The sequence below is a fragment of the Streptomyces sp. NPDC107562 genome (assembly GCF_055657325.1).
In genome coordinates this window covers 146,349-160,329 of sequence record NZ_JBVKBE010000007.1, presented here as the reverse complement: position 1 = coordinate 160,329, position 13,981 = coordinate 146,349, and the positions used below count along the sequence as shown (strand labels likewise).

Annotated in this window: 11 protein-coding genes; 6 read left to right on the top strand and 5 right to left on the bottom strand. The window is 72.7% G+C overall.

Going from position 1 to position 13,981, the window contains the following annotated elements; translation table 11 throughout:
• The gene (locus ACZ7LV_RS21030) at nt 1–858 is read left to right on the top strand and encodes a class I SAM-dependent methyltransferase (RefSeq protein ID WP_471941211.1); all 858 of its coding nucleotides are present in this window, start codon (nt 1–3) and stop codon (nt 856–858) included.
• Nucleotides 859–968: 110 nt separating this feature from the next.
• The gene (locus tag ACZ7LV_RS21025; protein ID WP_471941209.1) at nt 969–3,362 is read left to right on the top strand and encodes an HAD-IC family P-type ATPase; all 2,394 of its coding nucleotides are present in this window, start codon (nt 969–971) and stop codon (nt 3,360–3,362) included.
• A 3-nt stretch (nt 3,363–3,365) separates the two neighbouring features.
• On the opposite strand, the gene ACZ7LV_RS21020 is transcribed toward ACZ7LV_RS21025, so the two are convergent.
• From ACZ7LV_RS21020 to ACZ7LV_RS21005, 4 genes are all read right to left on the bottom strand, one after another.
• Entirely contained in the window at nt 3,366–4,268 is a 903-nt protein-coding gene (locus ACZ7LV_RS21020) for a hypothetical protein (protein ID WP_471941208.1), read from the bottom strand.
• A gap of 139 nt (nt 4,269–4,407) precedes the next feature.
• Nucleotides 4,408–5,280 carry a calcium-binding protein gene (locus ACZ7LV_RS21015; protein WP_471941206.1) on the bottom strand — a complete coding sequence of 291 codons (873 nt, stop codon included), beginning with the start codon at nt 5,278–5,280 and terminating at the stop codon, nt 4,408–4,410.
• Nucleotides 5,281–5,480: 200 nt separating this feature from the next.
• Nucleotides 5,481–8,642 (bottom strand): sacsin N-terminal ATP-binding-like domain-containing protein, encoded by a 3,162-nt coding sequence (locus ACZ7LV_RS21010; RefSeq protein ID WP_471941205.1) that lies wholly within the window; start codon nt 8,640–8,642, stop codon nt 5,481–5,483.
• A 127-nt stretch (nt 8,643–8,769) separates the two neighbouring features.
• The gene (locus ACZ7LV_RS21005) at nt 8,770–9,696 is read right to left on the bottom strand and encodes a DUF3027 domain-containing protein (protein WP_471941204.1); all 927 of its coding nucleotides are present in this window, start codon (nt 9,694–9,696) and stop codon (nt 8,770–8,772) included.
• 301 nt (nt 9,697–9,997) lie between these two features.
• Here ACZ7LV_RS21005 and ACZ7LV_RS21000 point away from each other — a divergent pair, with 301 nt between their 5' ends.
• The 4 genes from ACZ7LV_RS21000 (at nt 9,998) to ACZ7LV_RS20985 (ending at nt 13,510) form a co-directional block, all read left to right on the top strand.
• Complete coding sequence (locus tag ACZ7LV_RS21000) at nt 9,998–11,422, top strand: MFS transporter (RefSeq protein WP_471941203.1); 1,425 nt, start codon at nt 9,998–10,000, stop codon at nt 11,420–11,422.
• A 62-nt stretch (nt 11,423–11,484) separates the two neighbouring features.
• Nucleotides 11,485–11,955 (top strand): DUF2771 domain-containing protein, encoded by a 471-nt coding sequence (locus tag ACZ7LV_RS20995; protein ID WP_401682273.1) that lies wholly within the window; start codon nt 11,485–11,487, stop codon nt 11,953–11,955.
• A complete protein-coding gene (locus ACZ7LV_RS20990) occupies nt 11,925–12,671 on the top strand; it encodes a futalosine hydrolase (RefSeq protein ID WP_471941201.1) in 747 nt (248 codons plus the stop codon). Before ACZ7LV_RS20995 ends, ACZ7LV_RS20990 begins: the two co-directional genes overlap by 31 nt.
• On the top strand, nt 12,668–13,510 hold the full coding sequence (locus tag ACZ7LV_RS20985; protein WP_471941199.1) for a 1,4-dihydroxy-6-naphthoate synthase: 843 nt from the start codon (nt 12,668–12,670) through the stop codon (nt 13,508–13,510). Before ACZ7LV_RS20990 ends, ACZ7LV_RS20985 begins: the two co-directional genes overlap by 4 nt.
• Nucleotides 13,511–13,516: 6 nt before the next feature.
• On the opposite strand, the gene ACZ7LV_RS20980 is transcribed toward ACZ7LV_RS20985, so the two are convergent.
• A complete protein-coding gene (locus ACZ7LV_RS20980; RefSeq protein WP_015659627.1) occupies nt 13,517–13,900 on the bottom strand; it encodes a cold-shock protein in 384 nt (127 codons plus the stop codon).
• Nucleotides 13,901–13,981: the final 81 nt, after the last annotated feature.

Below are 13,981 nucleotides of genomic sequence, written 5' to 3'. Positions count from 1 at the left end.
ATGGCACAGCAGAGCGACTCCGCCGAGGCGGACCGGACCCTGAAGGCCAAGCACCGGGCGATCTGGGCCTCGGGCGACTACCCCTCCGTCGCCGCCGAGATCATCCCGGGGCTGGGGGCGCTGCTCGTCGAGGCGTGCGGGGTGAAGGCCGGCGACCGGGTGCTGGACGTCGCCGCCGGCACCGGCAACGCCGCGATCCCGGCGGCCCTGGCCGGCGCGGACGTGGTGGCCTGCGATCTGACCCCCGAACTCCTGGAGGCCGGACGCCTCATGGCCGACAGGAGCGGCGTGGACCTGAGGTGGCGGGAGGCCGACGCCGAGTCCCTGCCCTTCGCGGACGCCGACTTCGACACCGTGCTCTCCTGCGTCGGCGTCATGTTCGCCCCGCACCACCAGGCCGCCGCCGACGAACTGGTCCGCGTCTGCCGGCCGGGCGGCACCGTCGGGCTGCTGAGCTGGACACCCGAGGGCTTCCTGGGACAACTGCTGACCGCGCTCAAGCCGTACGCGCCGCCCCCTCCGCCCGGCGCGCAGCCGGCCCCGCTGTGGGGCGACCCCGACCATGTGCGGGCGCTGCTGAGTGACCGGGTGACGGACGTGAGCGCCGAGCGCCGGACCGTCCTCGTCGACCGCTTCGAGACGCCCGAGGGGTTCCGGGACTACTTCAAGGAGCGCTACGGTCCCGTGCTCGCCGTCTACCGGGCACACGCGGAGGACCCGGAACGCCTCGACGCCCTCGACCGCGACCTGGCGGACCTCGCCCGGCGGCACGACAGGGCGGCGGGCAGCGGACCGACCGTCATGGAGTGGGAGTACCTGCTGTTCACCGCACGGCGAAGCGCGGGCACCGCGCCGTAGGGGCCCCGTACGACTGCCGTACGACCACGGAACCATGGCGGTCCTCCCCAGGTCGGATCTTCCCCGCACTCGGCAGGTGAAGCCGTAGTTCCGCACGTACCGTCGAATGCATGACGCACATCGACGCGGGCGCCGGTCTCGACCCCGTGCACCCCTCGCGCGTGCCCTCCCGCACGACCGGGCTGACCGCCGCCGAGGTCGCCGAGCGGGTCACCCGGGGACAGGTCAACGACGTGCCGGTGCGCAGCAGCCGGTCGATGGCCGACATCATCCGCGCCAACGTCTTCACCCGCTTCAACGCGATCATCGGTGTGCTCTGGGCGATCATGCTGGTCGTCGCGCCCATCCAGGACAGCCTGTTCGGATTCGTCATCCTCGCGAACACCGGCATCGGCATCCTCCAGGAGTGGCGCGCGAAGAAGACCCTGGACTCGCTGGCCCTGATCGGCGAGGTGCGGCCGACCGTGCGGCGCGACGGGGTGGCCACCGAGGTCGGCACCGCGCAGATCGTGCTGGACGACCTGATCGAGATCGGGCCGGGCGACAAGGTCGTGGTCGACGGGACGTGCGTCGAGGCCGACGGACTGGAGATCGACGAGTCACTGCTCACCGGCGAGGCCGACCCGGTCGTCAAGCAGCCGGGGGACGAGGTCATGTCCGGCAGCTTCGTGGTCGCCGGGGTCGGGGCGTTCCAGGCGACCAAGGTGGGGCGGGAGGCGTACGCCGCCCAGCTCGCCGAGGAGGCGTCCCGCTTCACCCTCGTCCAGTCCGAGCTGCGCTCGGGGATCTCCACGATCCTCAAGTACGTGACCTGGATGATGGTGCCGACCGCCATCGGCCTGATCATCAGCCAGCTGGTGGTGAAGGAGACCGACTTCAAGGACTCCGTCGCCCGCACCGTCGGCGGCATCGTCCCCATGGTCCCCGAGGGCCTCGTGCTGCTCACCTCCGTCGCCTTCGCGATCGGCGTGATCCGGCTCGGCCGCAAGCAGTGCCTGGTCCAGGAACTGCCCGCGATCGAGGGGCTGGCCCGCGTCGACACCGTCTGCCTCGACAAGACCGGCACCCTCACCGAGGGCGGCATGGACGTCACCGAGCTGCGCACCCTGGACGGCAACGACGAGGCCTACGTACGGCAGGTGCTCGGCGCCCTCGGCGAGTCCGACCCGCGCCCCAACTCCTCCCTCCGGGCGATCATCGACGCCTACCCGGACAGCGAGGACTGGCGCTGCGTCGAGGCGCTGCCCTTCTCCTCCGCCCGCAAGTACAGCGGCGCCGCCTTCAGCGAGGGCAACGGCGAGTCCAGTACGTGGCTCCTCGGCGCGCCCGACGTCCTGCTCGGCGAGGACGACCCCGCCCTCGCCGAGACCGACCGGCTGAACGAGCAGGGGCTGCGGGTGCTGCTGCTGGCCCGCGTCTCGGGCGAGCTGGACTCCCCCGGGATCACCCGGGACGCCAAGCCCGCCGCCCTCGTCGTGCTCGAACAGCGGCTGCGCCCCGACGCCGCCGACACCCTGCGCTACTTCGCCGACCAGGGCGTCGCCGCCAAGGTCATCTCCGGCGACAACGCGGTGTCGGTCGGGGCCGTCGCCGGCAAGCTGGGGCTGACCGGTGCCACGGTGGACGCGCGTGGCCTGCCCGCAGGCCGGGACGAGATGGCCGGGGCCCTGGACGAGGGCACGGTGTTCGGGCGGGTCACCCCGCAGCAGAAGCGGGACATGGTCGGGGCGCTCCAGTCCCGCGGGCACACGGTCGCGATGACCGGCGACGGCGTGAACGACGTGCTCGCCCTGAAGGACGCCGACATCGGGGTCGCGATGGGCTCGGGCTCGGAGGCGACCCGGGCGGTGGCGCAGATCGTGCTGCTGAACAACAGCTTCGCCACGCTGCCGTCGGTGGTGGCGGAGGGCCGCCGCGTCATCGGCAACATCACGCGCGTGGCGACCCTGTTCCTGGTCAAGACGGTGTACTCGGTGCTGCTGGCGATCCTGGTGGTGTGCTGGCAGGTCGAGTACCCGTTCCTGCCGCGCCATCTGACGCTGCTGTCCACTCTGACGATCGGTGTCCCGGCCTTCTTCCTCGCCCTCGCGCCCAACAAGGAACGGGCGAGGCCGAACTTCGTGCCTCGGGTGATGCGGTACGCCGTCCCGGGCGGAGTGCTGGCCGCGGTGGCCACGTTCGCCACGTATCTGATCGCCCAGCGGTACTACACCGGGCCGGGGGCGCTGGCGGCGGAGACGAGCGCGGCGACGCTGACGCTGTTCCTGATCGCGATGTGGGTGCTCGCGATCGTCGCCCGGCCCTACACCTGGTGGCGGGTCGCGCTGGTGGCGACGATGGGCGCGCTGTTCGTGGTGGTACTGGTGGTGCCCTGGCTGCAGGACTTCTTCGCCCTGAAGCTGGTGGGGATGACCGTGCCGTGGATCGCGGTGGGAATGGCCGCGGGTGCGGCGGTCGCCCTGGAGTTCCTCTGGAGAGGGGTCGACCGCCGTTTTCCCGCCTAGGGCCTACTGGACGTCGACGTAGTCGCCGGTCGCGTTGACGGCCGGGACGGTCGTCTTGCCCTTGAACGTGAAGCGGTAGTAGCCGTCCGCCGACGCCGTGACCGTCGTCCTCAGCTCGCCCTTGCTGTTGGTCTTGATGCCCTTGACGTTGGAGTACGTCGTGACGTCCTTCTTGCGGTACTGCAGGGCCACCGACTGGTTCACGTAGCCGACGTACTTGCCGGTCTCCCAGTTGGCGAGGGAGAGCTTGCCCGTGATGGTGAGGGTCTTGCCCTTCTTCACCGGCTCGGGGGTGGCGTCCACGGAGAGCGTGGTGGCCCGCTGCACCAGCGTGGTCCCGAGGTCGCCCTGCTCGGCGTAGCCGACCTTGGTGATGTCGAACTCCAGGCCCTCGGGGTCCTGACCGTTGAGCGCGACGGCGACGGCGCCCGCCTTCCAGGTGCCGGCGTCGGAGTTGAGCAGGTCCTCGCGCGGGTAGAAGTCGATCTTGCCCGTGCAGGTGGCGGTGGTCGCGGTGGTGACCGCGCAGGTGGCGGGCCGGACGCCGACGAGGGTGACGCTGGTCGGGGCGTCGATCTCACCGCGGTAGAGGACCGGGTTCGTCAGGAAGTCCGCGGCCTTCACGTTGATCCCGGCGGCGTGGGTCAGCTTGTAGGTGACCGTCGTGGAGTAATGCGTCCCCGAGCCGAGCTTGAGCGCCTTGGCGATCTTGAAGTCCGAGAAGGTGACGTCCATGTCGTACGGCCCGCCGGGGGCACGGTCGCCCTTGTGCGCGGCCCGGCTGATCTTCGCGAACGCCTCGCGGTGGTCGAAGCCGTCGCCGCCGGCGGCGTGCGTGGCCGGTACGGCGAGGGCGGAGAGGGCCAGGGCGCCGGTGACGGCGGCGACAGTGGCACGTATGCGCATGCGTTCCCCAGGTGGTCGCGAGTGATCTCGGAGCCTGTTGGCTCTCCTGATCAGATAGGCGAGTGCGGGGAACGGTTGCCCGGGTGGGGGAAGTTGGCGGATTTCGTGGAGTACCGGTCCCACCCGGGCGAGCCGTCGCCTACTTCACGTCGACGTAGTCACCCGCGATGCTGATCGCCGCGGTGCTCGCGATGCCCGAGTAGTTGAAGCGCCAGTAGCCGTCGTAGGACGCCTTGTAGGTGGTCTTCAGCGCACCGCCGGTGGCGGCGGTGATGCCCTTGACGTTCGCGTACGAGGTGGGGCCGGACTTGCGGAACTGCAGGGCGACCTTCTGGCCGCTGAAACCGACGTACTTGCGGCTCGGCCAGTCGGCGCGGGTCAGCTTGCCCGTGACGGTGAGGGTGCCGCCCTTCTTCACCGGCTCCGGATTGGCGTTGACCGTGAGCGCGGAGGCGCGCTGGACCTTGTGGGTCTTGTAGAAGTCGGTGTAGAAGACATCGTTGTTGTTGGCCACGACACCGACGGAGACGTTCCAGGTGCCGGCGAGGATGTTGCTGTACAGCTTGCCCACCAGGTCGCCGGTCGTGCCGGGCGTGGCGGTGAGGGTGAGCTTGCAGGTCGACGTCGTGGCGCTGCTGGCCGTGCAGGAGGCGACCTCCTCGTTCGGCGGGAAGTAGCCGTCGATGTCGTACTCGGGGTCGCTGCCGTGCCACAGGTCGATGTAGGCGTCCGAGATGCCGCTCGGGTGGCTGGCCTTCACGTACACCTTGATCGTCTTGGCGCCGGTGCCGACGACCATGCTCGTGTTGGAGTTGATCGTCACCGCGTTGATGGTGGGCACCGCCTGCACGCCGACGCGCGCGGACGACTTGGCGGACGGAGTGCCGAAGCGCTCGGCGATGCTCGGACGGTCCAGTTCGACGCCGTCCGCGTCGGCCTGCGCGATCGGCGCGGTCAGGGCGGACAGGGCCAGGGCGCCGGAGACGGCGGCCACGGTGGCTCGTATGCGCATGTGTGTGTTCCCCATGGAGGAGAGGGGCCTCGCTGCCCTTCGTTCCCTGCGGCGGCGCGTGAGCGCGACGAGGCCCAAGTCATCGTGGAGTCTGTTGACTCACGCGATCAGACCCGCCGCGGGGGCGGATGGTTGTAGGACCGGTGAGGAAAATGTGTTCGGACTTTCACGGTCGGGCGCCCTCGACGGGCGGGCGCCCCTCAGTCGAACCAGCGGTCCCGGGCCAGTTCCTCCGTGCGGGACGGGTCCTCCAGGAGGGCGGCCACCTCGAAGCGGCGCGGCCACTGGCCCGCCGCCCAGGCGAGGCCCGCCGCGACCCCCTCCAGGGTCGCCGCGTGCAGGACGCCGTCGGTGGTGACGCGCCAGTCGATCTCGACGCCGTCGACGACGAGTTCGTCGTGCTCGACGTACGAGGACGGGGTCCGCGCGCCCAGGAGGACGCGCACCGACTCGGGTACGTCGTGCTCGGTGCCCTCGGAGTCGACCTCGCCGGTGACGGACTCGCTCAGCCGCCGCACCTGGAACAGCTCCGCCAGCTCGGCCGCCCGCGCCGGCGGGACCGGCAACAGCGGCACGCCCTCGGTGAAGGGCAGCAGGTCCGGCGAGTCGACCACCACCGCGCCGGTCGCGTCCACGACCTCGACCCGGCCGTCGACGACGGCGCGCAGGTCGTCGGGCAGGGTCACCTGCTCGGGGTCCAGCTCGGCCAGCGCCCCGTAGAGGGCGTGCAGTTGGGCACCGGTGACCGGCCGCTCGGGGTCGGCGAGCCGGTCCAGCAGCTCGGCGCCGCCGCCCGGTTCGTCCAAGAGGGCCGCCACCGAGGTGCGCACGCCCAGCGCCCGCAGCACCTGCTCGTCGTCGAACCCGGTCGCGTCCGCCTCGTCGTACAGGCCCCGCAGCAGCGGGTCGCCGCCCGCGGCGAGCAGACCCGCCGGACGGCGGCCGTCCAGCACCGGATGCCCGCGCAACCACCAGGCCGTGTAGGGCCGTACGACCTCATGGGTGCCGTCGGGCAGCAGGATCCGCACCGGCTGGGTGAGCGCGTCCCGCAGCGGCGGCTGCGCGAGCAGCGCCAGGGCCTGCGGCCACTTGTCGTCGTCCACGAGGTCCAGGTCCCGCACCGCGACCAGCTCGGTGGCGACCGGCGGCACCGGGGAGTCGGGGAAACGGTCGAGGATGTCCTCGCACCAGACGTCCACCGCGTCCAGCAGCCCGGCGTCGTCCGGCTCGGCGTACTCCCCCTCGCGGGGCTCCAGTTCGTCCGGGTCGAGGACGACGTCGGTGCTGCGCACCAGGGTGAAGTTGACCAGCACCCCGCACGCGGCCAGCGGCTGCTCGCCGAAGCGCTCGGCGAACTCCGCGTCCACGTAGGCGAGCTCGCCCTCGCGCATGATCTGGGCGAAGGGGCTGCCGGGGAAGACCAGCTCCCCGGCCGGCGCCGGTTCCCCGTCCTCGTCCGGGAGGGCGAGGGCGCCGAGCCACGGCTCGTCCCCCGGTTCCAGACCGGCGTCGCGGACCAGCGTGAGGACGGTCTCCGCCAGTTCCTCGGCGTCCGGCGCGTCCTCCTCCCAGGACAGCGCGCCCTCGTCCTCCAGGGAGGCCGCGACCGCGGCTCGCACCTGCGGGGTGGTGAGGACCGCGCGGGGTGTCGCGGGCAGCGCGCCGAGCTTCTCCAGGAGCGGGTGCGCGGCGTCCGGGTGGGCGACCTTGAGGCCGAGCCGGGTGAGGGTCGCGGGGTCGACGCTGACCGCGCCGGGGCTGGGCAGCAGCACGTGGCGGGGCCCGATGGTGGTCCGGCCTCCCCCGGAGCCGAAAGCCTGGGACGTGCCCCCAGCGAGCGGCACGGGCAGGCCGGTGAGCCGGTCGGGGTCGACGCCCGCGAGGCTGTCGTAGAGCCGCCGCCACCATTCGGGCTCCTTCTCCAGCCCGGCCAGCCGGTCGACGGCGTCGGTCAGCCGGACCCGGGCGACGCCCAGCGTCCGCAGCTCCACCCGGCGTTCCAGACCGGCGGGCAGCAGGGTGGGCAGCACCTCCGCGAGCACCCGCACGGTGTCGGCGCCGGCGCCCTCGACGACCTCGGCGTCGCGCGGCCGGAGCGTCTCGGGCAGGTCCTCGTCGGCGTCCGCCCCGGCCGGGGCCGGAGCCGGCGCCGGGGGCAGGAACGACGTGCGGGGCAGCCGCTCCAGGATGGCCTGCCGCAGCGCCCCGTCCAGCTCGCCCTTGCCCAGCGGTCCGGGCACGAGGTCGATGATCCCCTCGGTCACCGGCCGCCAGTCGGCGAGCAGTTCGGCGTAGGCGTCGGCGGCCTTCGCGACCAGGAAGTCGGTCAGCGGCCCGGGGGCCGCGTGCCGCCGGGTGGTGTCCAGCGGGAACGACGCGATCAGCAGCGCGGGCACGCCCAGGGGCTCGTCGCTGGGCGTGGGGGCGTGCACGACGGGGCTGGTGCGCGGGCGGGCGGGGGTGCCGTCGCCGTCCACGGGCACGGCCCAGGTGACCGACCAGTGCGGGCGCAGCCGCTCCTCGACCGGCCGGTCGGCCAGCAGTTCGGGCGTGAGCGCGCCGTGCGCGGCGGCCGTGCGCCACCGGCGGGTGCCGTCCCGCGAGTCCTCCACGACGGTCAGCGCGTCCTCGGCGCGGCGGCGCAGGGTGCGGGGCGCGTCGGCGCCGATCTCGACGACGACCTCCTCCAGCCCCGGCAGGGAGAGCAGCAGGGAGTCGTCGACGGCTTGCAGGAGGCGCTCGGCCAGAGCGGCGGCCGCCGTGTCGCGCAGGGGCAGGATGACGACGGTGTCGTACCGGTCGGGGGCGGTGCCCTCGGCGGCGAACGGCAGCCGCAGCAGCGGTACGTGGCCGTCCCGGCGCCGGATCTCGTCGCCCAGGCCGGGGCTGTGGCGGGCCGTCTCGGCGGCGAGGTCGCGGGCCTCGGCGAGGGACCAGCGGACACCGCCGTGCCGGCCCACGACGGCGGGCTCGTCGGTGACGGCGAGGACGGCCGCGAAGCCGACGCCGAACCGGCCGATCGAGGGGGTGTCCCGCTTGGCGGAGGCCCGCAGGGTGGCCAGCGACTCGACGCCGGCCGCGTCCAGCGGGGCGCCGGTGTTGGCGGCGACGAGGACGTCGTCGCGCAGCGTGAGACGCAGCCGGCCCGGGACGCGGGCGCGGGCGGCCGCGTCGGCGGCGTTCTGCGCCAGCTCGACGACGAGCCGGTCCCGGTAGCCGCCGAGGACGAGGTCCTCCTCGGCGTTGGCGTCCTCGCGGAAACGGGCCGGGCTGGTGGCCCACGCGTCCAGGACACCGCGCCGCAGCCGGGCGGTCCCGAACGGATCGGCACCCTCGGCAGCGGGCCGCACGAACTTGCTCACGTTGACTCTCCTCATCGCCGTGAGGAGAAGGTATCGCGCCCGACGGACAGCGATGACCGGCACGACTCCCGGCCCGCCGGGCGCCGGGGAGCAAGCCCGCTCGGCCCCTGAGGCGGGTTCCCCGGAGCTACGAGTGCCCCAGCTCCGCCGTGGCCTCGTCGGAGACGTCCGGCACGGACCCCGAGTCGCGCGCGGGCCGCAGCGGGAACGGATCCACCCGCGTCTCGTCGATCACCGGCGGTGCCGGCTGCGGCGGCTTCGGCATCACCGCGGCCTCGGAGTGCCCACCGCACCCGTACGCCAGCGACACCACCCGGCCGTCGGCCGGGGAGAACTCGTTCGCGCAGACCCCGAAGGCCTGCCCCAGCGACCCGCCGATCGGCGCCAGGAAGCCACAGGTCACACACGAGGCGGGAGCCGCCTGCGCCATCGGGGTCTTCGGCCCGTACGAATCCTCCCAGCGGTCGGCCGCCACATGCAGGCCGTACCGCGACAGCACCCGGGCGCGCCGCATGCCCAGTTCCTCCGCGACCGCCGCGATGGAGCCCCGGGTCGGCACCGCCGGCAGGGTGGCCGGGGGTCCGCCGGCGACCTCCGCGTCCTCCGCCTCGACCAGCTCGGCCATGTCCTCGGAGACCGCGGAACTCGGCAGCGGCACCTCCTCGCCGGTCCAGCCCGGCTCCAGGCGCAGATCCTCGGCGTCCGTGGGGAGCAGGTCGCCCGGCCCCATGTCGCCGGGCCGCAGCCGCTCGCTCCACGGCACCCACTCGGGCGCGAGCAGCGCGTCCGGACCGGGCAGCAGCACCACCTCGTCCAGCGTCACCACCTTCGCGCGAGACGCCCGTGCCACGGTCACCGCCCAGCGCCAGCCGCGGTACCCGAGTTCCTTGCACTCGAAGAAGTGCGTGACAACGCGGTCGCCCTCGGAGACCAGACCCGAGTGCTCCCCGACCACCCCGGGCGCGGCGGCCTCCTCGGCCGCGGCGCGGGCTAGGTCCACTGCCTCGGCGCACAGGCGGTCGGTGGTGCGGCTTCGCGTTGTCGCTGCGCTCACAGGTATCGCTTCTCTCCTACGCCGTCGCTCGGTGCGCCAGCCTGAAGGCGACGGGCCGGACGGAGCGGACCTGGGGACCGCGTCGACGTCCGCGCCCTGTCGCGCTCGGGCGCACCTGTGTCATCCATTCTGCGGGATGGCCGAGAGGCGCGCGGCCGAGAACGTTCGCCACGGCGCGCTACGCACGCTACCCCTTCACCGCCGCTGGGCCTACACCGACGGGACATGATCGCCACTAAGTGCGCGTCCATACGCGCCGGAACCGCACTACTGACGCCCATCTCAGGGCACTATGAACGTCGTGGCAACCGCAAGGTCGCCCCAAGGCACCTCCGGGACCGGCGGAGTCAAGGGGCACAACCGAGGCGGCGGAGCGGGCCGTACGGGCGGCCGGCTCCGCTCGTTCGCCCGTGCTCTGCACTTCCCGGTGACCGGCACCGCCCGCGGAATCCGCAAGGCCACGCACGCGCACGGCGCCGGCGAGTCCGGCCTCGGCAAACTGATCGAACTGCACGCCGTGAACGGCGCGGGCGACGTCATGATCACGATCGCCCTCGCCTCCACCGTCTTCTTCTCGGTCCCCACCGACGAGGCGCGCGGCCGTGTGGCGCTCTATCTGGCGATCACGATGGCGCCGTTCACCCTCCTCGCCCCCGTGATCGGCCCCCTGCTCGACCGCGTCCCGCACGGCCGGCGCGCGGCGATGGCGGGCGCGATGCTGGCGCGGGCGCTGCTCGCGCTGGTGCTGTCGGGCGCGGTGATCACCGGTGGCATCGAGCTGTATCCGGCGGCGCTCGGCGTGCTGGTCGCCTCGAAGGCGTACGGCGTGGTCAGAAGCGCCGTCGTGCCCCGGCTGCTGCCACCTCGGTTCTCCCTGGTGAAGGCCAATTCCCGGGTCACGCTCGGCGGCCTGCTGGCCACCGGCGTCGCCGCGCCGATCGGGGCGGGGCTCCAGGCGCTCGGCCCGCGCTGGCCGCTCTACGGCGCCTTCGTCATCTTCATTGCCGGAACGGTTCTCTCCTTCACCCTGCCGCACACGGTCGACTCGGCGAAGGGCGAGGACACGGCGCTGCTCGCCGCGGACGAGGCACATCTGCACGGCCCGCACCGCAAGCCCGTGAAGCGGCCGGGTCTGCGCACGGTCGGCATCGCGGTCACCCACGCCCTCGGCGTCAACGCGGCGATCCGCTGCCTGGCCGGGTTCCTGATCTTCTTCCTGGCGTTCCTGCTCCGTGAGCACCCGCTGGCCGGACAGAGCGCCGCCGTGTCACTGGGCATGGTGGCGGTCGCCGCCGGGGTCGGCAACGCGCTCGGCACGGCGGTCGGGGCGTGGCTGAAGGCGCGCGCGCCGGAGCTGATCATCGTGACGGTCGTCGCGGTGGAGCTGGCCGTCGCGGTCACGGCGGCGCTGTTCTTCAGCGCCTTCCTGGTGGCCTGCCTGGCGGCGGTGGCCGGGTTCGCGCAGGCGCTGGCCAAGCTGTCGCTGGACGCGCTGATCCAGCGGGACGTGCCGGAACCGGTGCGCACCTCGGCGTTCGCCCGCTCGGAGACCCTGCTCCAGATGTCGTGGGTGCTGGGCGGCGCGATCGGCATCGCCCTGCCGCTGAACGGCACCCTCGGCATGTCGGTGGCCGCCGTCGTGCTCGCCGCCGGCTGGCTGACCACCGTCCGCGGCCTGCTCAGCTCCGCGCGTCACGGCGGGCGCAGCCGACCGCGAGTGGCCTAACCCACGGCACGCCCCGTACCCCGCATGGGGAGGCGGCCGGGCCTGCCCGATAGCCTTCGCCCATGACCACGCAATCCGCTGTGCGACGCCGCCGCGCCGTCGCCGCCGCCGGCGCCGTTTCCGCCGGACTGCTCGTCCTGTCGGCGTGCGACAAGCCGTCGCCCATGTCGACGATCACCGTCGGTTCCAGCTCGGTCAGCGCCGAGGCGAGCTGCTACGACGACGGTGCCGCCCTGAAGACCACGGAGCTGGCCGGGTGCCTGAAGGACACCGGCATCAAGACCATCTCCGTCGACCCCGACGAGACCGTCCGCTTCGGGGTCGACCCGAAGATCGCGGACCAGGGCTGGACGATCCTGATGAACGGCCAGCCGCTCACCGACGCCAGCACCAAGACCTACCGGACCATCCCGGGCAGCGTGTTCTTCAACGCGCAGTACGGCGCCCAGGGCAACTCCACGCTGGTCTCCATCAAGGAGGGCGAGCAGGACGTCACCGGCCTGTGGTCGTTCAAGCTGAAGAAGGACGCCTGACCACGTCCACCGCAAGGATCCTCGTAGCCACCGCGGTGCCCGCCGAACGGGACGCGGTGGCACGGGCGTTCCCGGGCGCCGCCACCGAGGTCCCGCTGCCCGGCGCGGGCGCCGTGCACCGCCTCCCGGGCGGACCGGACCTGCTGGCCGCCGGTGTGGGCCCCGCCCTGGCCGCGGCCCGGACGGCGACCGCCCTCACCGCCGCCGCCCTGCGCGACCGCCCCTACGCCCTGGTCGTCTCGGCCGGCATCGCGGGCGGCTTCGCCCCGCCGGCACCCGTCGGGTCGCTGGTCGTCGCCGACGAGATCACCGCCGCCGACCTGGGGGCGGAGACCGCCGAGGGCTTCCTCCCGGTCACCGAACTGGGATTCGGCACCGTCACCCACCGTCCGCCGCAAGCACTCATACGGGACGCGGCGACCGCCACCGGAGCCCGGACCGGCGCGATCCTCACCGTCTCCACGGTGACCGGCACCGCCGCCCGCGCCGCCGTCCTGCGGGCACGCCACCCGCGTGCCCTCGCCGAGGCCATGGAGGGCTTCGGGGTCGCCGAGGCCGCCGCCGCGCACGGCACGCCCGTCCTGGAGCTGCGCGCGATCTCCAACCCCGTCGGCCCGCGCGACCGCGCCGCCTGGCGGATCGGCGAGGCACTCGCAGCGCTCTCGGACGGCTTCGGGAAGCTCGCCCCCGTACTGGAGAGTTGGAGAACGGCATGAGCCGACTGCACATCGCGTACTCGCCCTGCCCCAACGACACCTTCGTCTTCGACGCCCTCGCCCACGGCCGGGTCCCCGGCGTGCCGGGGCTCGACGTGAGCTTCGCGGACATCGACATCACCAACGGGATGGCCGAGCGCGGCGAGTTGGACGTGCTGAAGGTGTCCTACGCTGTGCTGCCCTACGTCCTCGACACCTACACCCTGCTGCCGTGCGGCGGCGCGCTGGGCCGGGGCTGCGGCCCGCTGGTGCTGACCCGGGAGCCGGGCACCGACCTCACCGGCCGTACGGTCGCGGTCCCGAGCGAGAGGTCGACGGCGTACCTGCTGTTCCGGCTGTGGGCCGCCGATACGCTCTCCGGCGGGGTCGGCGAGATCGTGGTCATGCCGTTCCACGAGATCATGCCGGCGGTGCGGGACGGGAAGGTCGACGCGGGCCTGGTGATCCACGAGGCGCGCTTCACGTACCAGAACTACGGCCTGCACAAGCTCGCCGACATGGGCGAGCACTGGGAGGGCACCACCGGGCTGCCGATCCCGCTGGGCGCGATCATCGCCAAGCGGTCGCTGGGGGCGGACCGGCTGACGCGGCTCGCCGACGCCATCCGCACGTCCGTGCACCTGGCCTGGGAGAACCCCGAGGCGTCCCGCCCGTACGTCATGGCGCACGCCCAGGAGATGGACCCGGCCGTCGCCGAGCAGCACATCGGCCTCTACGTCAACGAATTCACCGCGGGTCTCGGTGAGGACGGCTATGCGGCCGTACGCGGTCTGCTCACACGTGCGGCGGCCGAGGGGCTCGTTCCGCCCCTCGGCCCGGATGCGCTGGATTTCCCGTAGAAGCGTTTATACGTCGAGCTGGTCGGCGACCGCGCGCAGCAGACCGGCGATCTGCTTGCCGGAGGTTTTGTCGGGGTAACGGCCCTTTTCGAGCATCGGCGTGATGTTCTCCAGGAGCGTGGTCAGATCCTGCACGATGGAGGCGAGTTCGTCCGGCTTCTTGCGCTGGGCGGCCGCGACCGACGGGGTCGGGTCCAGGATCGTCACCGAGAGGGCCTGGTCGCCGCGCTGCCCGGCGACGACCCCGAACTCCACGCGCTGGCCCGGCTTGAGCGTCTCGACTCCGGCGGGGAGAACCGAGGAATGGACGAAGACGTCACCGCCGTCGTCACGGGAGAGAAAGCCGAAGCCCTTCTCGCTGTTGAACCACTTGACCTTGCCGGTAGGCACGTCTGTCCTCGTCCTCGTACTCGTCGGAAAACTGCTTCTGAAACGGCTCTTGATAGCACTTGGGCGGGTCGTCCGTGACCC